The organism is Streptomyces sp. NPDC053048 (genome assembly GCF_044547045.1).
GTDB lineage: Bacteria > Actinomycetota > Actinomycetes > Streptomycetales > Streptomycetaceae > Streptomyces.
On record NZ_JBITZS010000004.1, the window covers coordinates 593,563 to 616,103 of the forward strand.

The window sequence follows — 22,541 nt, forward strand, 5'->3', positions numbered from 1 at the left end:
CCCACGGAGGTGCGAAACCTATGCGGACGATGTGGAAGGGCGCGATCGGGTTCGGGCTGGTCTCCGTGCCCGTGAAGCTCTACTCCGCCATTCAGGAACACGGCATCAGGCTGCACCAGGTCCATGACGCGGACGGCGGCCGGATCCACCTCAAGCGCGTCTGCGACGCATGCGGCAAGGAGATCGACTACGAGCACGTCGCCAGGGGCTTCGAGGACGACGAGGGCAACACCGCCGTCGTCACCCAGACCGACCTGGCCGGCCTGCCCCTGCCGAGCAAGAAGCTCATCGACGTCCTGGCCTTCGTCGACTCCGACCGCATCGACGCCCTGCAACTGGACAACGCCTACTACCTGGCCCCCGACAACGCCGCGGCGAACAAGCCCTACGTCCTGCTGCGCGAGACCCTCAAACAGACCGAGCGGGTGGCCGTCACCAAGATCGCGCTGCGCACTCGGGAGTCGCTGGCCCTGCTGCGCGTCCACGGCGAGCTGCTGACCCTGCACACGATGTACTGGCCCGACGAGATCCGCGACGCCGGCGGCCTGGCCCCGCCCTCGTCCGTCACCGTGCGCCCGCAGGAACTCAAGATGGCCACGAGCCTGATGGACACCCTCTCGGAGGACTTCGACCTCTCCGCGCTGGAGGACGAGTACGAGATCGCGCTCGGCGAACTCATCAGCGCCCACCTCGACCACCGCCCCGCCCCCAAGAAGGCGGTCGCGGCCGCCCCGGACAACGTCATCGACCTGATGGCCGCCCTGCAGGCCTCCATCGACGACGCGGGCAGGAAGGGCGGCGAGGCGAAGGCGGCGCCGAGAGCGAAGAAGGCGGCCGGAGCCGAACAGAAGAAGCGCACGACCGCGAAGAAGGCGACGAGCTCCGCCACGGCGAAGAAGACCGGCACGGCGAAGACGGCGGCGGCGAAGAAGAGCACCGCGACGAAGAGCACCGCGACGAAGAGCACCGCGACGAAGAGCACCGCGTCGAAGTCCGCCCGGAAGCCGGCGGCCGCGAAGAAGACGAGCGGCCGCCGGGCCGGCTGACCCCGGGTCCTACCGACGGACCGGCTCGCCCCCTTCGTCCGCGACAGCGGTGGCCTCGGCCCGCGCCCGCGCGGCGAGCCCGTCGGCCCCGCACTCCTCGGCGAGCAGCAGCCCCTCGCGCAACTGCACGGCCGCCTCGCCGAGCCGCCCGGCACCACGCAGCGCGACCCCGTGGTCCACCAGCGCGGCAGCGCACTCGTACCGGCACGGAGACTTCCGCAGATGCTCGACGGCCTGCGTCAGCCGGGGCAGCACGTCCCCTTCCTCGGCCACCTGAGCGGACCGCCGCAGGGCCTCACCCATCGCGGTATCGGTCCCGAACCGAGCGGCGTTGCGCACCGCCTGATCCGCCAACGCCCGAGCCCGCTCCGGCTCCTCGGTCGCGACGGCAACAGCCAGATCGAGAGCCCAGGGGGCCCAGAGGGTGTTGTTGCGGCCGCGTTCCTCGAGCCGGCGCCCGGCGGCCTCGAGCTCCGCGATGGCCTCCTTCCGTCGGCCGAGCGCGAGCAGCAGCCTGCCCACCACGCTCGGGGCGTCGGGCATGACCATCGCCGGAGGGTAGGGCGGACCGAAGGAGTACTTCTCCGCCACGATCCGGGCGTTGTCGACCTGGCCGCGGGCCAGCAGCGTGTCGATGAGCAGGCAGGTCCCGTCCCACTGGATGGGCAGCCCCGGCCCCAGCCGGTCGGCCAGCCGCAGCCCTTCGCGCAGAAAACCCTCGGCGACGTCGAGATTGCCGCGCCTGAAGTGGACCATGCCGAGGAACTCGTGGGCGAACGCGAGGTGGGCGCCGCGCCAGCCGGAGATCTCGAAGGACCGTATGGCCTCGGTGAAGAGTTCCTCGGCCTGGTCGAGCCGGTCGGTGTAGGCGTAGGTGATGCCGACGACGCTGGGGATCTCGAAGCCCCACTCGGTGTTGGTCCAGGACATGCCCTGGGCCAGGCGCCCGTCCTGGAGCACCCGGTCGTTGAGCTCGGTGACCAGCACCGCGTCCTCGCCGCGGATCATGGCGTCGAAGGAGCGCAGGGCGAGCAGGGCCCGCTCGGAGTTGTCCCGTCCCTTGAGGTGGTCGGCGAGCCGGGCGAGACGCAGGGAGCGCTCGTGCGCCCCCTCCTCCTCGAGCTGGATGCCCTTCCACAGGAAGTGGGCCGCCTGCAGCCGCATGCGCCCCGCCCCCTGCGGAGCCCTCTCCTCGTGCTCGGCCACCACCTGGGCGGCCTCGTTCAGCTGGCCGTTGTGGGCGTAGGCCTGCGAGAGCCGGTAGGTGGCGTCGACGCGCAGGTCCTCGGGCAGGCCCGGCAGGGCGAGGGCCGCGCGCAGGTGGTTGATGGTGGTCGGCGGCGAGGTGAGCAGCGCCGAACAGCCCAGCTCGTACAGCACGGCGGGCCGGTCCTCGGCGGGCGGCGGCTCCGACAGCGCCCGCTCCAGGCAACGGCTGGCGGCCTCGGGCGCACCGACGGCGAGGTGCTCGCGAGCCGCCACGCGCAGTTGCTCCACGAGCTCCGCGTCGCCGTCGGGGTGGACCTCCAGCAGGTGCCGGGAGGCGGCGGCGGCACCGAGCCCCGCGTTGGTGAGCGCCCACGCCGCCAGCCTGTGCATCGCGGTGCGGGTGGCGGGCGGGACGGCCTGGTAGACGGCCGTGGCGATCAGCGGATGGACGAATTCCATCTGCTCGACGCCGGTGAGGATGCGGGCCTCGCGCAGCCGGTCCGCGCACTCGTCGGCCTCGGCGGGGCTCATCCCGGCGAGCATGGCCGCCCGGCGGGGCGCGATCTCGGTGCCGAGCACGGAGGCCGCCCAGGCGAAGCGGGTGGTGGCCGTGCCCAGCCGCTCGAGCCGGGTCACCAGGCCGCTGCCGCGGGAGCTGGCGCCCAGCTCCCGCAGCAGGGCCGCGGACTCCTCGGCCGGCTTGAGGCCCCGGTCGCGCGCCTTGGCGATGAGCTCGGTGGTCTCGTAGGGGTTGCCGCCGGTGACGGCCCAGACCTCGCGGCAGAAGGGGTCGTCGGCCCCGTCGCCCAGGGCGGCCCGCACCAGCCCCGCCACGGCCCGGGGCGTGAGGGAGTGCAGGACGACGGGCCGGTGGCCGCGGCTGGTGACCAGCTCCTGGAAGCCCGGCGAGTGGTCGGGCAGTTCGCCGGGCCGGTAGGCGACGGCCATCAGCAGCGGCAGGTCCTCCAGCCGTACGGCGAACGAGGCGAGCCAGGCGAGGGACTCCGCGTCGCCCCAGTGCGCGTCGTCGATGATGATCAGCAACGGAGCCCGGGTGAGGGCCATTTGCGTGACCAGCCAGTCGATCCCGTCGCGCACGCCCTGGGGGTCGGCGTGCGAGCCCACGGGCGGCGCGATGCCGAGAGCCGGTCCGGCGATGTCGTACCAGGCGCCCAGCAGGTCGTGGCGCTGGTCCTGTGTCATCGAGGCGAGGGCGGGTTGCAGCAACTGCCGGACGATGTTGAAGGGAACGGTCGCCGCGGACGCGCTGCCGCGGGCGTGGAGGACGGTGCAGCCCTCGTGCCCGGCGGCGATCCGGCGCAGCTGGGCCAGCAGCGCCGTCTTGCCCGCACCCGCTTCGCCGCTGTACAGCAGCAGACCGCCGGACACCGGACCCCCGTCGGCGACGCGGGCGCACAAGGCCTCGACGGCCTCTGCCGTAGCGGTGATCTCCTGCTCGCGCTCGAACAGGGCCGGGTACGGGCGCCGTTCGGGCTGTTGCCCCGTCATAACAGTGTCTCCCGTATGAGTGTGGTGTGAGCGAGCCTAGACCTGTCGGCCGGGGTTGGGGGCAGGGTTCCACCGCCGGAACCACCCGGGAGCGTTACCCCGACACCTATTCGAACGCTCTTCCCTTTTTTCAAAGATTCATTCGGCGGTCGCGGTGCGGGGTCATTGTGAACCCTTTCGAATTCGCCTGTCAGCCCATTCTGCGAATATGACAACTTCACGTCGTCACACCGCGCGACAGGCTACGCTCCATGTCGCGCAGCGGGTCGGGGCATCAGCGGCACGTTGCTGTCCGTTGCTGCGCCGCGCGGCCGGAGAAGCCCGCACCGCGCATTTCGCGGCATGGCAGCGCTCCCCTCTTACGCATGCCGTACGCACGTCATTTCCCGAGAAGCTCAAGGACCTCGATGGCTGGTACTGGATCGTCACAGCAAGGCAGGCGGACCGCCTCCTCCCTCATATGGCTGGTACCCCCTGTCGTGCTCGCGGTCTGCACCGCCGCCGCGGCCTTCCTCGCGCCCCTCGGGGCGCGCGTGCCGACGGTCTGGTGCGGCTCGGCGGCGACCGTGGCCGTGGCCTTCACCTCGTCCGAGGCGGCTCGCCGCGGCCGGGCGATCGACGCCCTGCGCCGGCGGTGCGGTGAGCAGGAGGCCGTCCTGCGGCACCGCCTGGACCAACAGGAGGCGGAGACGAAGCGGTTGGCGCGCGATCTCCTGCCGGCGGCCGTCCTCATGCTCCAGCAGGGGGCGACCACCGAGGAGGTGCTGCGCGAGCTCGCGCCACGGGACTCTCTCGAACCGTCGTACATGGGCGCGCACCGGGCGGTCCTCCGCTCGGTACTGGAGGCGGTGCAGGCCGAGGAAGGGCTGCGCGACTCCGCCCACCGCGCGTTCGTCAACATCGCCCGCCGGGTCCAGGCCATCGTGCACCAACAGGCCACCGACCTGAGGGAGATGGAGGACCGCCACGGCAACAACCCCGACGTCTTCGGCGACCTGCTCCACCTGGACCACGAGACGGCGCTGATCGGCCGCCTCGCCGACAGCATCGCGGTGCTCGGCGGTTCCCGTCCCGGCCGTCAGTGGAAGAACCCGGTACCGCTCTACAACGTCCTGCGCGGCGCCATGTCCCGCATCATGGACTACCGCCGGGTCGACCTGCACTCGGTGGCGGACGTCGCCGTGGTCGGCCCAGGGGTGGAACCGCTGATCCACGCGCTGGCCGAGCTGCTGGACAACGCGACCCGCTACTCGCCTCCGCAGACCCGGGTCCATCTGACCGCCGTGGAGGTCCAGTCGGGCGTGGCGGTCGAGATCGAGGACGCCGGAGTCGGCCTCACCGAAGAGGCCCGGCGGCGGGCCGAGGCGGTGCTGGAGGTGGCCGACCGCGGACTCGACCTCAACGACCTCGGCGAGACTCCCCGCCTGGGCCTGGCCGTCGTCAGCCGGCTCGCCAGGACGTACGCGTTCCGCGTCTCCCTGCGCCCCTCCGCCTACGGCGGCGTGCGCGCGGTGCTGATCGTGCCGGAGGACCTGGTCACGGCGAGTGCCACGCCGGGCGGGGAGATCGCCCGCGCGGCCACCCTGCCCCCGCCCAAGGTCCGCAAGAAGCCGGGCCGGCCGCTCCCGGACCTCCCGTTCGACGCCCAGGCCGCCGCCTCGCACAGCTCGGGCGGCCTGCCGCAGCGCCGCCGGCGGGCGCCGGGCCTGGCCGCGCGCGGCGTACGGCCGGCCACGGCGTCGACCGCGGGCGGACCCCGACGTCAACCCCAGGCCGAACCTCCCCCGCAGCCGGGCATGTGGCTGGCCGCCTTCACCAACGCCGTCAACGGCGAGGCGCGGCCCGCCGAGGCCGGGGGACCGAACAGTGATGAATCGTCAGACAAGAAAGAGTAGCCAAGTGACGCAGCCGCGGTTCAACATGGACTGGATGCTCAAGGACCTGGCATCCAGCGTCCCTCAGACGCGCCACGTGATCGTGCTGTCCTCGGACGGCCTGCGCATGGCTCAGCACGGGTCGGACACGGATGCCGCGGACCGCCTGGCAGCCGCCTGCGCCGGACTGCAGAGCCTGTCCACGGCGGTGGCAGCCGAATTCCCCAAGGGCGACGGGCAGATGCGCCTCGTCGTGATCGAGGTGGACGGCGGCTTCTTCTATCTTATGGCGGCCGGCGCGGGAGCGTATCTGGCGGTGCTCGCGGACGACGACGTGGACGCCGGGCTGATGGGACAGCGGATGCGCGACCTCGTGGCCCGCATCGGTGAACATCTCACCAGTCCGCCACGCGTCAGCGGGCCGGTGGCATGAGCAAAGCCGGAAAAGCGTGGGATCCCGGCAACCCGGACCGGCTCTACATCCTCACCAGCGGCCGCAGCCGTACGGGCAGACAGGCCAAGCTCGACCTGGTGACGCTGGTCGTCGCCAGGGCCGACCCCGACCCCGGGCTCCAGCCCGAGCACGCCGCCATTGTGCAGATGTGCGACTACCCGCTGTCCATTGCCGAGATATCCGCGTATCTCACGTTACCTGTCAGCACCGTGACCGTCCTGGTCACCGATCTGCTCAAGGAAGATCAGGTGGAGGCCAGGCCCCCCGTACCGGTCGCCGCACTGCCCAACGTCCAGCTCCTGGAGGCGGTGATGCATGGACTACAAAACCTCTGAGCCGTACGCCGGCCCCAGGCGGGAGGACATCCTCCCGTCCTCGACGTCGGCGGCCGTCAAGGTGGTGATCGTCGGTGGCTTCGGGGTCGGGAAGACGACCCTGGTGGGCACGGTCAGCGAGATCAGACCACTGACCACCGAGGAGACGATGACCCAGGCCGGCGTGGGTGTCGACGACCTCGCCGGCATCGAGCACAAGGTCGAGACCACCGTGGCCATGGACTTCGGCCGGATCAGCATCAACGAGCAGCTGGTGCTGTATCTGTTCGGCACTCCGGGTCAGGAGCGCTTCTGGTTCCTGTGGGACGGTCTCTTCGAAGGCGCCCTGGGCGCGGTGGTGCTGCTCGACACCCGCCGCCTGGAAGTGAGTTACGACGTGGTCGGGATCCTGGAGGAACGCGGCGTCCCCTTCGTGGTGGCCGTCAACACCTTCCCCGGTGCGCCCGTCCATCCCATGGCCGAACTGCGCTCGGCCATGGACCTGCCCGAGTCGGTCCCCATGTTCACCTGTGACGCGCGTGACCGCGCCTCCTGCCGGGACACGCTGATGGCGCTCATGCGCTACCTCTACCACCTCACGAACGAGATCTCGGAGCCACAGTGACCCCACCCGACGAGCACTCCCCGACGGACTCCACCCTCACCGCTCCCCCGGAGTGCCCGGCCCACGCCTACGGCCCGGGAGGCATCGCCCGGCTGTACGGCCCGGCGGCGGAGGACGATCCGATGGGTCTGTACGAGCAGTTGCGCGACCGGCACGGCGCCGTGGCTCCCGTGCTGCTCCACGGCGACCTGCCGGCCTGGCTGGTTCTCGGCTACCGCGAGAACCTCGACGTGACCCGGACCCCGTCGCGCTTCTCGCGGGACTCCCGGACCTGGCGTGACATGCGCGAGGGCAAACTGCCCCCGGACCACCCCCTGGCGCCGATCTCCACCTGGCAGCCCATCTGCGCCTTCGCCGACGGGCAGGTGCACGAGCGGTGGCGCGACGCCATCAACCACTCGCTGGGCCGCTTCGACCGGCGCGGGGTCCGGCGGCACATCACCCGCTTCGCCGACCAGCTCGTCGACGCCTTCTGCCTCAAGGGCAGCGCCGAGCTCGTGCACGAGTTCGCCGAGCACCTGCCCATGCTGGTCATGACGCAACTGCTCGGCATGCCCGAGGAGTACGGCCCCCGGCTGGTCAAGGCCGCCCGGGACATGATCAAGGGCACCGAGACCGCGGTCGCCAGCAACGAGTACGTGCAGGAGGCCCTGCGCAAACTGGTCGCGCGCAAGCGCGCGGACCCCGGCCCCGACTTCACCAGCTGGCTGCTGGAGCACCCCAGCGAGCTCACCGACGACGAGGTGCAGCAGCACCTGCGCCTGGTGCTGATCGCCGCGTTCGAGACCACCGCCAATCTCATCGCGAACACGCTGCGGATGCTGCTGACCGACCCCCGCTGCCGCGCCAACCTGGCGGGTGGGCACATGACGCTGCCCGACGCGGTCGAGCAGGTGCTGTGGGACGAGCCTCCCTTCACCACCATCCTCGGACGCTGGGCGACCCAGGACACCGAGCTCGCCGGACAGAAGATCAAGGCCGGCGACGCCCTCGTCCTCGGGCTCGCCGCGGCCAACGTGGACACGGCGATCCGCCCCGACCCGACCGCCCCGGTGCACGGCAACCGGTCCCACCTCGCCTTCAGCGGAGGCGCGCACGAGTGCCCCGGCCAGGACATCGGCCGGGCCATCGCGGACACCGGCATCGAGGCGCTGCTGAACCGGCTGCCCGACATCCAGCTGGCCGTACCCGAGGACGAGCTGCGCTGGGTCTCCTCCCTGATGTCCCGGCATCTCGTCGAGCTGCCGGTGAAGTTCACCTCACAGCAGCCGTTGCCCGCCGCCCCCGACGAGCCCAAGGCGGTGACCGGCACCGCTCAGGACGCCGACCTGCCCTCCACCACGGACACTCCCGCGGCGATCCCGGCGCCCCCGGTACGCGCGGCCGGCACCCGGAACTCGTGGTGGTCGTCGCTGACCCGGTGGCTGCGGCGGCGTTGAGCCGGCGAGTCGAGCTGATCCCACCACCAGGCCGCGGACGCTATGGGCAGCGGCCCGGTGTCGGGGTCGCTCGGCGTGTCCCGCCACGTCACGCCGTAGGTGGCCCCCGGCACCGGAAGGTCGTACCGGTTGCGGGGGCTGGCGTAGCGGGGCGCCGCGTTCATCCAGCGGATGCAGCCGGAGATGTAGTGCCCCAGCGCCTCGAGGTAGCGCAGCAGCTCCACGTCGGCGTCCCGGGCGATCTGGTCGCGCAGCCGCAGGAACAGCGTCATGGCACGGTCCCTTATGGCCAGGGCGTCCCGCAGGGCCCGCTCCGGGGTGCTGCCGTCGTGGTGGATCAGGATGTTGACGATGTTCTGGTCGGTGGTCTCCTGACTGTCCTCCTTGGCGTAGGAGAAGAGGTCGTTGTCGCAGCTGACGACGAACCCCGCCGCCTCGGTGAGTGCTTGGACGGGAGCGGAGTACAGCTCGCTGTCCGGCACCTCGATGCCGCCGGCGATCTCGCTCCAGGAGAGGGAGAAGCGCGTCCCGTTGATGGACGGCCGAAGGGCGACGTAGTCGGACAGCGTCGGCATGATGCCGCGTTCGATGTTGCTGACCTGCCAGGCGGCACCGAACAGCCAGTCGCGCATTCCTTCGGCCACGCGCCGCAGCTGGACGGGGGTGGCCAGGGCGCGGGTACGGGCCGCGAGGTCCTCGAGGGCCGCGTCGAACGGCGTGGTGCCGAGCATGGCGGATCCGGGGGCCTCGAGGCAGCGTGAGATGCGGGCGTTGAGGTCGACGATGGCGGCGGTGCGGATGTCCGCACTGCCGGTGTCGTGGCAGATGTCGTCCAGGGCGAAGGCCCAGTGGTTCCACTGTATGAAGAGCAGCAGCGGCTCGTCCTGGCCATGGGGGATGATGCGGCAGCTGAAGTCGGCGCTGTGGGTGGCGATGCTCCAGGCGCGGTCGGTCTCGTTCCGGAAGATGCCGGTCGAGTCCAGCCAGGAGATCGCCCGCCGCTCCAGCTCGTCCACGCGCGGATGAACCGCCGATTCGATCGGGCAGTAGAACGCCGGCAGTCGCCAGCCGATCGCCGAGGCGCGTGCCGCGGGGTCGGTCATGTCACCGTCCTTCCAGCCGGAAGAGGAGCTGCCGGGTCTCGACGGCGTGGTCGCGCCAGACGCGGAACAGCTTGCTGTGGGCGAGCGCCGATTCCATCAGGCGGTCGGCGGAGATCGGGGAGGCCGCGCCCGTGCGTTCGACGCGGTCGAGTTCGGCCGTGGTCCAGGCCATGGACTGGACCCAGAATTCGGCCACGCGGTCGGTCAGGTCCTCGTCCTGTTCCAGGGTGAATCCCGCGGCGTCGGCGGCGGCGATGTACTCGGGCAGGGTGCCCAGGCGGGTCTTGTAGTAGCCGTCGATGAAGCTCGTCCACTCGCCGCGGCACAGGAAGTGCTCCTGGATGCCGAACCAGCCGCCCGGCTTGAGGGCCTTGGCCACCACCGAGAAGAGTCGTTCGCGGTCCATGTATCCCGAGCTCTCGATCGCCACGGCCGCGTCGTACGTCTGTTCTTCACGCAGGTCGTGGATGTCGCCGAGGACCGGGGTGACCAGGTCCTCCACTCCGGCCTGCCGGACGAGGTCGGCCATCACGGGGACGTGCTTGGCGGTCACCGTGATGGCGGTGACCGAGCAGCCGTACTCCTGGGCCCAGTAGATGGATCCGCCGCCCAGGCCGCAGCCGATGTCGAAGAGCTGGGACGGTGGGCTGTCCGGTACGCCCCAGGCGTGGGCCGCGTGGGCGAGGGCGGCTTCCTGGGACTCGAAGAGGCGGCGCCTGAGCATGCGTTGGGAGACGGTGGTGTTGGGGGAGGCACCGGCGTCGAACAGTCCGACGTGGAAATGCACCCGCGGCCCTGGGCCGTACTTATGCAGGATGTCCGTGGTCTTGCGCGAGTAGTACGAAGGCACCTGGGTCTCATCACGCACCGCTTCGGCACCTGCGGTCACTTCCGCAACAAGATGGTCCATGGGTTCCCTCCGGGACATCGGCTGTCGGTGGATGGACGGGCTGGGCGGTCGGGGCGGTCGGCTCTGGAGGCGGTCGGCCTCCGCCGACGGAATCGTCATTCGATCACGCGTGCGTGTCACGCCGCCCCCCAGCGACTAACGACCAGCGTTCCTGTCCAGTTTTGCCCGGTACCTGCCCACGCCGGGTCAGCGATAACCCACGTTACGTACCGGCGTGGGCCTTTCTGACGTGCACGTCGACGATCATTCCGTTTCACCTTAGATCAAAATCAGTCATTTTTGCCTTACTTGGCGACCAGAAAGACTGAAACTTGCGCACTGTTGTCGGGGTTTTGGCCTCCCGACAGGCCGGAATCCAGCCGCCCGCTACATGGCCGGATAACGCTGCCGGGCGTGGTGTGCGGACGAGCGAGGGGGCGCCAGGCATGTGCCATTCGCGCCCCTGACGCGCATCACAGCACATCGCAGCGTGTCGCGATGACCTACCCCTGTGTCCGGACGCCCCACTGGCGCACACTGGTGACCGGCCAGGAGCAAGGGAGGCGCGCATGAGGGTGTCGGCCCGGCGACGGGAACGGCCGCGCGCCGCGGCCTGGTGGCGCGGGGTCGCGGCGGTCGTGGCGGGCGCGCTGCCCGCGCTGACCTTTCCCGAGCCCTCGCTGTGGTGGCTGGGATACGTCGCACTCGTCCCCTGGCTGCTTCTGCTGCGTTCGGCCACGACCGGTCGCGGCGCCGCACTGCTGGGCTGGCTGGGCGGTGCGGGGTTCCTGCTGGCGGTGCACCACTGGCTGCTGCCGAGTCTGCATGTCTTCATTCTGGTACTGGCGGCACTGCTGGGGCTGTTGTGGGTGCCGTGGGGGCTGCTGGCGCACCGGCTGCTGGCCGGGTCTCCGGGACCCGGGCGCGTGGTGGCGGCGTTGTTCGTGCTGCCCTCGGGGTGGCTGCTGGCCGAACTCGTGCGGTCCTGGGAGTACTTGGGCGGTCCGTGGGGGCTGCTGGGTGCCGGGCAGTGGCAGGTGGCCCCGGCGCTGCGGCTGGCATCGGTGGGCGGGGTGTGGCTGGTCGGCTTCTGGCTGGTGGCCGTCAACGTGGCGCTGGCCGCGCTGATTTCGGCACCCCGGGCCCGCCGGACCGCCCTGGGGGGCCTGCTCGGCTGCGGAGTGGTGATCGGCTGGGTCTGGGCGTGGGCGCCCGTACCCGGGCCGGCGGGCACGGCGCGCGTCGCGGTCGTCCAGCCGGGCGTGATCGAGGGGCCCGGGAGCCCGCAGCGGCGCTTCGACCGCGAGGAGGAGCTCACCCGGCAGCTGGCCGGGCAGCGGCTGGACCTGGTGGTCTGGGGCGAGAGCAGCGTGGGCCAGGACCTGGAGCACCGGCCCGACCTGCGGGCGCGGCTGGCCACGCTGTCCCGTACGGTCGGCGCGGACCTGCTGGTCAATGTGGACGCCCGCCGGTCGGACCGGCCCGGCATCTTCAAGAGCTCGGTGCTGGTCGGGCCGGGCGGCCCGACCGGCGAACGCTACGACAAGATGCGGCTGGTGCCCTTCGGCGAGTACGTCCCGGCGCGCTCGCTCCTGGGCTGGGTCACCTCCGTGGGCAAGGCGGCGGCCGAGGACCGCAGGCGCGGCGACAGGCCGGTGGTGATGCGGCTGCCGGAGGCGAGCGGCGGGCTGCGGATCGGTCCGCTGGTGTGCTTCGAGTCGGCGTTCCCCGACATGAGCCGGCGACTGGTGCGGGACGGGGCCCAGTTGCTGGTCGCCCAGTCGGCGACGTCGACGTTCCAGCACAGCTGGGCCCCGGAGCAGCACGCCTCGCTGGCCGCGCTGCGGGCGGCCGAGACCTGGCGGCCCATGGTGCACGCCACGCTGACCGGGGTGAGCACCGTCGTGGACGCGCGCGGCCGGACGACCGGCGGGCAGTTGGGCACGGACAGCAGCGCGGCCGCGGTCCACGAGGTCCCGCTGGCGCGCGGCACGAGCCCGTACGTGCGCACCGGCGACTGGGCGCTGTACGCCGCGCCGGCGATCCTGCTGGTCTACTGCTCCGCCGAGGGCCTGCGCGGGATGTGGCGGCGGTCCGCCGGGAAGTCGTCCGTCAAGCAGCCTGCTGCTGAACGAGAGTGACGATCCGTTCGCACAGCTCGTGGGTACGCAGCGCGTCCTCGGCGTCGAGGGTACGGCCCTCCCGGACCGCGTCGAGGAAGGCGGTCGCGACCTGCTCGATGCCCCGCTGACGGGCCACCGGGACCCAGTCGCCGCGGCGGCGGACGGTCGGCTGACCCTTGTGGTCGATCACCTCGGCGAGGTTGAGGACCTGGCGCTTGGTGTCCTGTCCGGAGACCTCGAGGATCTCCTCGGTGGAGCCGCTCATGCGGTTCATGGTGCCGATGGCGGTGAAGCCGTCGCCGGAGAGCTGCAGGACCACGTGGTGGACGAGGCCGTCGCGCACCTTCGCCCGTACGTCGATGTGGTCGGCGGGGCCCGGCGCGAGGAAGCGCAGGGTGTCGACGACGTGGATGAAGTCGTCGAGGACGAGGGTGCGGGCGTCCTCGGCGAGGCCGACGCGGTTCTTCTGCATCAGGATCAGGTCGCGCGGGTGGTCCAGGCACTGGGCGTACCCGGGCGCGTAGCGGCGGTTGAAGCCGACGGCCAGGGACACCTCGCGTTCCCGGGCCAGGCGGACCAGCCGCTCGCTCTCGCTCAGGGTGTAGGCGAGCGGCTTGTCGACGTAGACCGGCACGCCCGCCTCCAGGAGGCGGGTGACGATCGCGGGGTGGGTGTCGGTGGGGGCGTGGACGAACGCCGCGTCGAGCCCGGCCGCGAGCAGGGAGTCGAGGTCGGTGTGGCGCCGGTCGCCGGGCACGTGGTGGGTGTCCGCCACCCGGTGCAGGGTGGCCGGCGTGCGCGTCTGCAGGTGGAGCTCGAGGCCCGGCCGGGCGGTGAGCACGGGCAGGTACGCCTTCTGCGCGATGTCGCCGAGCCCGATGCAACCGACCTTCACTGGTGCCTCCCCTGTCACGCCCGTCGCTGTCTGCCTAGGCAGCATACGTGCGCACGGGTGGCCGCCAGTCGGCGATGCCGTCGAAGCCGCGCAGCATCAGTTGCGGGGCGAGGCGGCTGACGGCGGTCAGCGCGGTGTTGCGCAGGACGGTCGCGGGGGCGCCGGCGAGCATGGCGGCGCGGGCGGCGCCGGCCGAGCGGCGTACGACCGTCATGGTGCGGGGCAGCCGGTCGCGGGTGTAGGCGGCCAGCGCGGGCGCGAGGTCCGTCCGGCCGGGGTCCGCGTGATGGGCGAGGACGATGGCGTCCTCGATGGCCTGGTTGCCGCCCTGCCCGAGGTTGGGGGTCATGGCGTGGGCGGCGTCGCCGATGAGGGCGGTGCGCCCGCGGTGGTAGGCGGGCAGTGGTTCGGCCATGAAGTGGACGTCGTTGCGCAGGACGTCCTCGGGCTCGACGGCGGCGAGGATGCCGGGAACCGGGTGGTGCCAGGTGCCGAAGAGGCGCAGCAGTTCGGCCTTCTCGTCGTCGGGCGCCCGGCTGCCGGCGGGGACAGTGGCCGAGGCGTAGGCGTAGATCCGTCCGTCCTTCATGGGCTGGGTGCCCCACAGCCGGCCGCGGCCCCAGGTCTCGTGCGGTGCGAAGGGGCGCTCGAGGGCGGGGACGACGACCCGCCAGGTGGTGAAGCCGCTGTACACGGGGCCCGGGTGGGCGGGGAAGAGGACGCGACGGGCGGCCGAGTTGATGCCGTCGGCCGCGACGACGAGGTCGGCTTCGATGTCGCCGTCGGGCGTGGTGATCCTGGCGGGACGGCCGGACGCGCCGGGATCGGCCGGCGTGGCGGCGATGCCGGTGCGCACGGCCTGCTCGGGCAGGTGGGACGCGAGGAGAGCGACGAGCGTGGCGCGGTGCAGGAGGACCATGGAGCCGCCGAAGCGCCGGGCCGCCGCTGCGCTGTTGATACGGGTGAGCCAGCGGCCGCTCGGTACCCGCACGCCGGCGTCACCCTGCCAGGCGACCAGCGCGCGGACGTCGTCGCCGAGGCCGATGACGTCGAGGGCGCGCTGGGCGTTGGGGGCGAGGGATATGCCCGCGCCGACGGGTTCGAGGCTCGCCGCGCGCTCGAGCACGGTGACGTGCCAGCCCCTGCGGTGCAGGGCGACCGCGGCGGTGAGCCCTCCGATTCCGGCACCGATCACCACGGCACGGGGCTGTTCCATGACTCCTCCTCGTCACTACAGGCGTAGTGTCAGGCTACTACGGCTGTAGTGGATCGACTAGGTTGGGCCCATGCCCCAGGAACGCCCCGCCCGCACCTCCCGCCCCGAGCTCATCGCCGACACCGCTCTCGCCCTGCTCGCCGAGCGCGGGATGCGGGGGCTGACCCACCGCGCCGTGGACGAGGCCGCGGGGCTGCCGCAGGGCTCGACGTCCAACCACGCACGCACCCGCGCCGCACTCCTCGAGGCGGCGGTACAACGACTGGTGGCGCGCGAGGCGCAGATGCTGGGGCTCCGGAAGATGCCGGACCCGGCAGACGGACTGGACGCCATGACCGGTGCGCTCGCGCTCGCGCTGCACCGCTCGCTGACCGGGCACCGGGACCTCCTGCTGGCCCGCTACGAGCTGGCGCTGGAGGCCACACGGCGGCCCGAACTGCGGGAGATCTACGACGCGGCGGGGCGGGGCTTCCGCGATCCGCTCGTCGCGCTGATGACGGCGGCGGGGTCGGCCGCGCCGCAGCGACACGCACTGTCCCTGATCGCGTGGTACGAGGGGATGATGTTCTCGTGTGCCGCCGGGCAATACCACGCCGAGGTCCCGGACGAGGAAGAACTGCGCGCAGGAGTCGGCGAGTTGTTGCGGAGCATGCTCGGACCGCGCCCAGGGCGCGGATCGGGGGCGACGGCGTGAACGGCAGCGCGCGGCAAGGGGGATGATCCCGCATCACCCCCTCGAGGTGTTCACAACCGGCCGTGTCGGCTACCAGGGTTGGGCGGGTGCACCGAATGCCCGCAGCGGCGGTCCTGGTGGCGGTGGCGATGTCGGCCGCCGTCGGCTGTGTGTCCGTCTCCCCGTCCGCCGACCGTTCCGGCCCGCACCACCTCGCGCGCCCCGCCGCCCCCGAGGCAGGTCCCGGCCCCGCCCGCGAGTCCCTGGTCACCATCGGGGACCACCCGGCGCGCGGCCGGGCCGTGGCCCCGGTGACGCCCTCACCGGCCCTGACCCGGGATCCTTCGACGGATCCGGACCCGATCCGGCCGTGGGATCCCCCCTGGTACCCCGACCGCGACCCGGCCGGGCCCGACGGCAGGACCCCCCTCGAGCCGGGCGAGGTCCCGGAACGCGACGGGCCTGCCCGGCGCCCCGAACGCCCCGGCTCCCCCCGCCAGGCCGCTCCCCCACCCGCCTCGGCCGCCGCCCCCGCTGCCCGGGAGGCGCCGGCGGAGCCCGCGCCGCAGCGCCAGGCGCCGCCGCCCAAGTCCCGGCGCGTCGAACCCCGGCCCGCGCCGGAGGAACGCCGCGAGGCACCGCGCCACGAGGCCCCCCGCCAGGAGGCCTCTCGCCAGGAGGCGCCCGTACCGGCCGCCCCGGCACCGCGCGGCCGCAACGGCCGTAACGTCTGCGCCATGGGCGACACCTATGGCAAGTGGGAGAAGCACGGGGACGCGTCGCGGATCTGCCACCAGGTCTACGACCGCTGAGCGCCGACGACCACTGAACCGCCGATGAGGACCGACCGCCCGCGCGCCCCGCCCCCACCGGAGCACGCGCCGCGGCCGGTCAACCGGCGAGCCGAATCAGATGGCAGTCCAGGTCAGATCGCGACGTCGGCGAGGTCCGGGAGCCGCCAGTCGATCGGCTCGTGACCCTGGCCCGCGACCGCCTCGTTGATCTGCGTGAAGGGGCGGCTGCCGAAGAACCTCTTCGCCGACAGGGGCGACGGGTGGGCACCCTTGACCACGACGTGGCGCTCCTCGTCGATGAGGGGCAGCTTCTTCTGCGCGTAGTTGCCCCAGAGCACGAAGACCGCCGGGTCCGGCCGGGTGGCCACGGCGCGGATGACCGCATCGGTGAACTTCTCCCAGCCCTTGCCCTTGTGGGAGTTGGGCTCGCCGCCGCGGACCGTGAGGACCGCGTTGAGCAGCAGGACGCCCTGCTCGGCCCACGGCATCAGGTAGCCGTTGTCGGGGACGTCGTAGCCGAGCTCCTCGCGCATCTCCTTGTAGATGTTGCGCAGCGAGGGCGGCGTCTTGACGCCGGGGCGGACCGAGAAGCACAGGCCGTGTCCCTGGCCGGCGCCGTGGTACGGGTCCTGGCCGAGGATGAGGACCTTCACCCGCTCGAAGGGGGTGGCCTCCAGGGCCGCGAAGACCTCCCCGCGCGGCGGGTACACCGGCGCCTTCGTCCGCTCGTCCTCGACGAAGTCGGTGAGCTCCTTGAAGTAGGGCTTCTCCAGCTCCTCGCCGAGGACAGCGCGCCAGGACTCGGGCAGCATGTCGGTGACGGTCACGTGGCAACCTCCGGGTTCGTTCCGTTCTCGGGAGGAGAACTTACCGGCGACCACTGACAACGCCCTCGCCCGGTCCTCAGACCCCGGCGTTGAGGAAGATCCCGCCGTCCACGACGAGGGTCTGCCCCGTGATCCACCCGGCGGCGTCGGACAGCAGGAACGCCGCCGCGCCCCCGATGTCCTCCGGCACGCCCAGCCGGCCGAGCGGGTAGGCGGCCGCGGCCTCCTGTTCCCGGCCCTCGTAGATGGCAGCGGCGAACTTGGTCTTCACCACGGCCGGGGCGATCGCGTTGACCCGCACCCCGGGCGCGAACTCGTGGGCGAGCTGGAGGGTGAGGTTGACCATGGCGGCCTTGCTCATGCCGTACGCGCCGATGAAGGGCGAGGCGGTGACCCCGGCGATGGAGGCGATGTTGAGGATCGACCCGCCGTTGTCCTTCTGCCAGGCGTGCCAGGTGCGCTGGGCGAAGCCGAGCGCCGAGACGACGTTGGTCTCGAAGACCTTGCGAGCCACCGCCAGGTCGAGGTCGGCGATGGGGCCGAAGACCGGGTTCGTCCCGGCGTTGTTGACGAGGTGGTCCACGCGGCCGAAGGCCTCCATGGCGCGCTCGACGGCCACGGCCTGATGGGCCTCGTCGTGCGCCTTGCCCGCCACGCCGACCGCCCGGTCGGCACCGAGCCGTTCGACGGCCTCCTTGAGGGCGTCCTCGTTGCGGCCGGTGATGACGACCCGCGCGCCGCGGGCCACCAGGGCCTCGGCGATCCCGTAGCCGATGCCGCGGCTGGCGCCGGTGACGAGGGCGACTCTTCCGGTGAGCTCCTGCTCCTGAGCGTTCATGTGTCCTTGCCCCTTTCCGTCAGTTGAGCGGGCCGCCGGCCACGTACAGGACCTGGCCGGAGACGTAGCCGGCCAGGTCGCCGGTGAAGAAGGCGACGGCGTGGGCGATGTCCTCGGGTTCACCGACGCGCTGGACCGGGATCTGGGTGGCCGCGGCGGCCTTGAACTCCTCGAAGCCCATGCCGACCCGCTCGGCGGTGGCGGCGGTCATCTCGGTGGCGATGAAGCCGGGGGCGACGGAGTTGGCGGTGATGCCGAACTTGCCGAGCTCCTTGGCGAGGGTCTTGGTGAAGCCCTGCAGGCCGGCCTTGGCGGCGGCGTAGTTGGCCTGGCCGCGGTTGCCGAGGGCCGAGCTGCTGGAGAGGTTGACGATGCGGCCGAAGCCGGCGTCCACCATGTGCTTCTGGCAGGCACGGGACGTCAGGAACGAACCGCGCAGGTGGACGTTCATGACGGTGTCCCAGTCGGCGTCGCTCATCTTGAACAGCAGGTTGTCGCGGAGCACGCCCGCGTTGTTGACGAGGATGACCGGCGGGCCCAGCTCGGCCGCGACGCGGGCGACGGCGGCGTCCACCTGGGCGGAGTCGGAGACGTCGCAGCCGACGGCCAGCGCCCGGCCCCCGGCCGCCGTGATCTTCTCGACGGTGTCGGCGCAGGCCGCCTCGTCGAGGTCGAGCACGGCGACCGCGCGGCCCTCCGCGGCCAGGCGCACGGCGGTCGCGGCGCCGATGCCGCGGGCCGCGCCCGTGACAAGGGCCACGCGCTGCTCGGTGGTGGACATGCGGGTTCTCCTCACCTGGAAGGCGGCTCCCCGCCGCGGGGAAGCAGCAGGTGAGCAACCGCTTAGTAGCGTCCGACGATCAGACGCTAGAAGCCGCGCCACCCGCTGTCAACGCCTCCCGCCGCTCACCTCACCAGCAGGTCGAGGAGGCGTTCCGACTCGCCCTCGGGATCGGCGGTCAGCCCGGTGTGCACCGGTCCGGGCTGGACGACCGTGCTGCGCGGCGCGATCAGCCAGCGGAAGCGCCGCCCGGCGTCGTCGCAGGCGGCCTGGCCGGCGCGCTCGCCGCCCGCGCAGACACCCTCGACGGCGTGCAGGGCGGCCCGTACGCCGGCGACGTCCGCCGCCGGGTCGAGGGCCAGCAGCCGGGCCTCGTCCAGGTGGACGCGGGCCGCCACGTAGGACTTCGCCTGGCAGTAGACGACGATCCCGGCGTTGATCTGCTCACCGCGCTCGACGCGGGGGACGACGCGCAGCAGCGCGTACTCGAAGACGTCGCGTCCGTTGTGCCGGGTCACTGCGGGGCCTTTCCGTTCAGCCTGACACGCACCCACTCCGGCGCCTGCGAGGGTTTGTCGGCGGTGCGCTCGCCGACGGTGATGCGGTCGCCGATGACGGCGGCGCGTTCGAGGAGCACCTCGACGTACGCCCGGCGCAGGGCGTCCGGGCTGTCGAAGCCCGGCTCGTCCACGAGCCACTCGTCGGGCACGTCGGCGGCTGCCTCGGCAAGCAGATCCTCGGTGACCTTGGGGGCGAGCTCGGCGGCCGCGCCGGCGATGTCGGGGGCGAAGGTGGCGAGCACATGGTCGGAGGCGTCGTACGGCTTGCCGGCCGCGGCGGCCGCGCTCGGCCAGTTGTGGTGCCAGATCATGGTGGCGCCGTGGTCGATGAGCCACATCCGGCCGTGCCAGACCAGCAGGTTGGGATTGCGCCAGGACCGGTCGACGTTGTTGATCAGGGCGTCGAACCACACCACGCGCCCGGCCTCGGCGGGGTCGGTCTCGAAGGCGAGCGGGTCGAAACCGAGGGCTCCGGGAAGGAAGTCCATGCCGAGGTTGAGCCCGCCGCTGGCCTTGAGCAGCGACTGCACCTCGGGGTCGGGCTCGCCCCGGCCGATGACCGGGTCCAGCTCGAGGGCGGCCAGCTCCGGCACGCGCAGTCCGAGCCGGCGCCCCAGCTGCCCGCAGATCACCTCGGCCACGAGGGTCTTGCGGCCCTGACCGGCGCCGGTGAATTTCATGACGTAGGTGCCCAGATCGTCGGCTTCGACGATGCCGGGAAGCGAGCCGCCCTCACGCAAGGGCGTGACGTAGCGGGTGGCAGTGGCCTCCCTCAGCATGCTCCGACGCTCCCCGGCTCGATTGCGTTGCAATTCATGATCCACTCCAAACAGGGCTCCCCGGGATAGTAACCGAGCGTGACCGTGGGTGAGGAGTTGACCCAGGGGTGACCGATGGGCCGACGAGCACCGAACGTGACACCCCAGGACATGGAGACGCCCTGTGCACTCCCGCGTGCACAGGGCGCTCGTCATGGTGGGCCTCAGGAGCAGCGGCCGCCGGTGTCGGTGGCCCAGATCGGCTGACCGCCGGGGCGGTAGATCACCAGGTTGCCGTCGCTCTGGACCTGGAGGTAGGCACCCGGGTTGCCGGCGGTGCCGGATGCCCAGAGGGCACGGCCACCGGCGTCGTAGACGACGAAGTTCCCGTCGCCCTGCATGGTCGCCCGGTGGCCGTTGGGCCAGGCGTTGGACGCCTGCCACATCGCCGAGCTCCCGCAGTAGAGCACCAGGTTTCCGTCGTCCTGGAGGATGATCTTGGTGTTGTTCGCTCTCATGTAGCCGCCGCGGTAGAGCGACGAATTGGCGGGGAGGGCCATGTCGTCGGCCCTCGGCGGGGCGGCGGTCGTGCGGCTGATCGTCGTCTCCGCCGAGGGCGCGGCGGAAGCGGTGGCTGCCGTGGTGGCGACCGTGGAGCCCGCCAGTGCCAGTGCTGCCAGCGCGAGAACCGCGCGCTGCCTTCCGGTTCGCTTCATGCTGTCCTCCATCGTCCGCACAGGCAGGGCCTGTGGCTGGGGTTCGGGGTGTTGCGTGCGCCGTTGGTGCGATGCCGTGGCACCGGCGCATTCGCAGCGTGCCGGTGGGAGGACAGGGGCCACTACGACAAGTGGCGCGTTCGCGGTCGGGACAGTCGTGACGGCCGGGACGGCCGGAAGGGGCGATGGGGATCGCCGTCGTCGTATGCGGCATCCGTCAGGGCTTCACGCGACAGGACCGTGATGCCGCGGCGCCGGGTGGCCACGGCGCCGTCGGCACGCAGTCGCTCCAGGGCGCGGGCGACGGAACGCAGGGAGGTGCCGAGGTGGTCGGCGAGTTCGGACTGGGAGAGCGGGATCGGACGGACCGGTGAGACCTCGCGGTGATCCGGGCTGAGATCGAGCAGGAGCAGGGCCAGGCGCCGTTGGACGGTGTGGGCGGCCGCGTCCAGTCGGCGGTGGTCGGAGGTACGCAGCCGGTCGGCGACCGTGCCGAGCAGGGCGAGGGCGGCGCCCGGGGTGTCCCGCAGGTAGCACACGAAGTCGTCGGCGGGGATGGACACCGCTCGTACCGCGTCGGCGGCGGTGACGCGGGCCAGGCGGGGACGGCCGTCGATGGCGGCGAGTTCCCCGACGACGCTGCCGGGGCCGCGCAGGGCCAGCAGGATCCTCCGTCCGTTGCCGGCGGAGAGGGTGATCTTCAGGTAGCCCTCGCGGACGAGGAGGACGTGGCGGGAGGTGTCGTCCTCGTGGAGCAACACGTCGCCGGATTCGTAGGTTCTGGCCGTTCCCATCGCGAGCAGTCGCCGACGGGCCTGCTCGTCGAGCCGGTCGACGTAGGCGTGCCGGTCGGTGAAGGTGCGCTCCATCTGTCCCTCCGTTTGCCGTGCTCCCGGTGCGATGCGCGAAGGGACCGGTCCGTTCGGCGGCGGCCGCTCCCCGCCGATCCTCCCCCGGAATCGATCACATATCAGTGGATCGAACACGCCATCCGTCATGGTCTTCGGGGCCTGCCGTCCGGCATCCTGAACCGAACACAAGTACCGAACGCGAGTTCAGCACCAACCGGCCCGCTCCCATGGGCCTTTCACCCTGGCCAAGCACGGCGGCTTTGCGTCACGGAGGTTGTTTGATGATGGGCGTACCGGCCCGGCGGACCATGCTCCTGTTCGACATCGAGGACTCGCAGCGCCATCACGACGCCGGTCAGCAGGCGATCCGGCAGACCTTGTACGAGGTCGTGGGCGCACTGCTCGAGCAGTCGGGCGCCGATGAGGCCGAGTGCCGCACGGAGTACCGGGGTGACGGGCTGTTCGTCCTGGTGGACCCGGCCGTCCGGCTGCCCGCGCTGTTACGGCAGTTACTGATCACGCTGCCCGAGGAGCTGGCCCACCGCCGGCAGAACCACGGCCACGGCGCCCCCGTCCGGCTGCGGACCGTGCTGCACCGGGGCACGGTCGTCGAGGACGAGAACGATGTGGTCGGCTCCGCCCTCAACTCGGCCTTCCGGCTGCTCGACAGCGACCCGCTCAGATCGTCCCTGCGCGGGGCCGGACCGGGGACCGACTTCGTCCTGTGCGTCTCGGAGACCGTGTACGACGACGCGGTGTGGCCGGGGCACAAGGGCATCGACCGGGAGGCGTTCGGACAGGTCGTCGTCCCGGCCAAGAACGGCAGCCGGGTGCTGACCGGCTGGCTCTACGCACCGGAGAGACGGGGGCAGGGGTCCGGACCGTCCGAGGCGGCACCGGATGCGGGCGCCCGGCCCGCGAGAACGTCGCCACGGACGGACCCGGCGGCGCCGGGCGGCGCGGGCGTGGTCAACGTCAAGGGAGCCCAGGTCAGCGGCGGCCACGTCGACACCCTCACCAACAACTTCAACGGCTGAGGAGACAGAG

At 71.9% G+C, this 22,541-nt stretch carries 21 protein-coding genes and 1 pseudogene; 10 read left to right on the forward strand and 12 right to left on the reverse strand.

The genetic code is table 11. From position 1 onward, the window contains the following. Positions 1–20 precede the first annotated feature (20 nt). The gene (locus ACIG36_RS13660) at positions 21–1,046 is read left to right on the forward strand and encodes a Ku protein (protein ID WP_399926340.1); all 1,026 of its coding nucleotides are present in this window, start codon (positions 21–23) and stop codon (positions 1,044–1,046) included. 9 nt (positions 1,047–1,055) lie between these two features. Here the strand turns inward: ACIG36_RS13660 and ACIG36_RS13665 are convergent, their stop codons facing one another. Beyond that, entirely contained in the window at positions 1,056–3,764 is a 2,709-nt protein-coding gene (locus ACIG36_RS13665; protein WP_399926342.1) for an ATP-binding protein, read from the reverse strand. A 407-nt stretch (positions 3,765–4,171) separates the two neighbouring features. On the opposite strand from ACIG36_RS13665, the gene ACIG36_RS13670 reads away from it, so the two are divergent. Genes ACIG36_RS13670 through ACIG36_RS13690 form a run of 5 tightly spaced genes read left to right on the forward strand, consistent with a single transcriptional unit; the run spans position 4,172 to position 8,470 of the window. Beyond that, a complete protein-coding gene (locus ACIG36_RS13670) occupies positions 4,172–5,659 on the forward strand; it encodes a sensor histidine kinase (protein WP_399926344.1) in 1,488 nt (495 codons plus the stop codon). Positions 5,660–5,684: 25 nt separating this feature from the next. Then, entirely contained in the window at positions 5,685–6,071 is a 387-nt protein-coding gene (locus ACIG36_RS13675; RefSeq protein WP_399926476.1) for a roadblock/LC7 domain-containing protein, read from the forward strand. Next, entirely contained in the window at positions 6,068–6,427 is a 360-nt protein-coding gene (locus ACIG36_RS13680) for a DUF742 domain-containing protein (RefSeq protein ID WP_399926346.1), read from the forward strand. The genes ACIG36_RS13675 and ACIG36_RS13680 overlap by 4 nt, the downstream gene beginning before the upstream one ends. Then, positions 6,408–7,031 (forward strand): GTP-binding protein, encoded by a 624-nt coding sequence (locus ACIG36_RS13685; protein WP_399926348.1) that lies wholly within the window; start codon positions 6,408–6,410, stop codon positions 7,029–7,031. The genes ACIG36_RS13680 and ACIG36_RS13685 overlap by 20 nt, the downstream gene beginning before the upstream one ends. After that, entirely contained in the window at positions 7,028–8,470 is a 1,443-nt protein-coding gene (locus ACIG36_RS13690) for a cytochrome P450 (protein ID WP_399926350.1), read from the forward strand. The genes ACIG36_RS13685 and ACIG36_RS13690 overlap by 4 nt, the downstream gene beginning before the upstream one ends. Positions 8,471–8,754: 284 nt before the next feature. Here the strand turns inward: ACIG36_RS13690 and ACIG36_RS13695 are convergent. Together ACIG36_RS13695 and ACIG36_RS13700 are read right to left on the reverse strand one after the other, a co-directional pair. Continuing rightward, positions 8,755–9,573: pseudogene (locus ACIG36_RS13695) on the reverse strand (hypothetical protein); the annotation flags it as partial. Position 9,574: 1 nt separating this feature from the next. Continuing rightward, entirely contained in the window at positions 9,575–10,441 is an 867-nt protein-coding gene (locus ACIG36_RS13700; RefSeq protein WP_399926352.1) for a methyltransferase domain-containing protein, read from the reverse strand. Between the two features lie 590 nt (positions 10,442–11,031). On the opposite strand from ACIG36_RS13700, the gene lnt reads away from it, so the two are divergent. Then, complete coding sequence (gene lnt / locus ACIG36_RS13705) at positions 11,032–12,603, forward strand: apolipoprotein N-acyltransferase (RefSeq protein WP_399926354.1); 1,572 nt, start codon at positions 11,032–11,034, stop codon at positions 12,601–12,603. Here lnt and ACIG36_RS13710 read toward each other — a convergent pair. Continuing rightward, on the reverse strand, positions 12,575–13,480 hold the full coding sequence (locus tag ACIG36_RS13710; RefSeq protein WP_399926356.1) for a Gfo/Idh/MocA family protein: 906 nt from the start codon (positions 13,478–13,480) through the stop codon (positions 12,575–12,577). The genes lnt and ACIG36_RS13710 overlap by 29 nt on opposite strands. A gap of 34 nt (positions 13,481–13,514) precedes the next feature. Next, positions 13,515–14,696 (reverse strand): FAD-dependent monooxygenase, encoded by a 1,182-nt coding sequence (locus ACIG36_RS13715; protein WP_399926358.1) that lies wholly within the window; start codon positions 14,694–14,696, stop codon positions 13,515–13,517. 70 nt (positions 14,697–14,766) lie between these two features. On the opposite strand from ACIG36_RS13715, the gene ACIG36_RS13720 reads away from it, so the two are divergent. Together ACIG36_RS13720 and ACIG36_RS13725 are read left to right on the forward strand one after the other, a co-directional pair. After that, the gene (locus tag ACIG36_RS13720) at positions 14,767–15,390 is read left to right on the forward strand and encodes a TetR/AcrR family transcriptional regulator (protein ID WP_399926360.1); all 624 of its coding nucleotides are present in this window, start codon (positions 14,767–14,769) and stop codon (positions 15,388–15,390) included. A gap of 95 nt (positions 15,391–15,485) precedes the next feature. Beyond that, entirely contained in the window at positions 15,486–16,181 is a 696-nt protein-coding gene (locus ACIG36_RS13725; protein ID WP_399926362.1) for a hypothetical protein, read from the forward strand. A 113-nt stretch (positions 16,182–16,294) separates the two neighbouring features. Here ACIG36_RS13725 and ACIG36_RS13730 read toward each other — a convergent pair whose 3' ends face one another. The 7 genes from ACIG36_RS13730 to ACIG36_RS13760 all read right to left on the reverse strand — a co-directional run bounded on the left by ACIG36_RS13730 (position 16,295) and on the right by ACIG36_RS13760 (position 21,512). Beyond that, positions 16,295–16,990, reverse strand: coding sequence for a uracil-DNA glycosylase (locus tag ACIG36_RS13730; RefSeq protein WP_399926364.1), 696 nt, complete (start codon positions 16,988–16,990; stop codon positions 16,295–16,297). A 76-nt stretch (positions 16,991–17,066) separates the two neighbouring features. Continuing rightward, positions 17,067–17,828: an SDR family oxidoreductase gene (locus ACIG36_RS13735; protein WP_399926366.1), complete on the reverse strand. Its 762-nt coding sequence runs from the start codon at positions 17,826–17,828 to the stop codon at positions 17,067–17,069. 19 nt (positions 17,829–17,847) lie between these two features. Beyond that, complete coding sequence (gene fabG, locus ACIG36_RS13740; RefSeq protein WP_399926368.1) at positions 17,848–18,609, reverse strand: 3-oxoacyl-ACP reductase FabG; 762 nt, start codon at positions 18,607–18,609, stop codon at positions 17,848–17,850. Positions 18,610–18,734: 125 nt separating this feature from the next. Further along, on the reverse strand, positions 18,735–19,127 hold the full coding sequence (locus tag ACIG36_RS13745; protein ID WP_399926370.1) for a DUF3037 domain-containing protein: 393 nt from the start codon (positions 19,125–19,127) through the stop codon (positions 18,735–18,737). Next, positions 19,124–19,948, reverse strand: a complete 825-nt coding sequence (locus tag ACIG36_RS13750) for a HipA family kinase (RefSeq protein ID WP_399926372.1) — start codon at positions 19,946–19,948, stop codon at positions 19,124–19,126. Before ACIG36_RS13750 ends, ACIG36_RS13745 begins: the two co-directional genes overlap by 4 nt. Before the next feature lie 203 nt (positions 19,949–20,151). After that, the gene (locus tag ACIG36_RS13755) at positions 20,152–20,643 is read right to left on the reverse strand and encodes a hypothetical protein (protein WP_399926374.1); all 492 of its coding nucleotides are present in this window, start codon (positions 20,641–20,643) and stop codon (positions 20,152–20,154) included. Positions 20,644–20,765: 122 nt separating this feature from the next. Next, on the reverse strand, positions 20,766–21,512 hold the full coding sequence (locus ACIG36_RS13760; protein ID WP_399926376.1) for a Crp/Fnr family transcriptional regulator: 747 nt from the start codon (positions 21,510–21,512) through the stop codon (positions 20,766–20,768). Between the two features lie 263 nt (positions 21,513–21,775). On the opposite strand from ACIG36_RS13760, the gene ACIG36_RS13765 reads away from it, so the two are divergent. Further along, positions 21,776–22,531: a hypothetical protein gene (locus tag ACIG36_RS13765; protein WP_399926378.1), complete on the forward strand. Its 756-nt coding sequence runs from the start codon at positions 21,776–21,778 to the stop codon at positions 22,529–22,531. Positions 22,532–22,541: the final 10 nt, after the last annotated feature.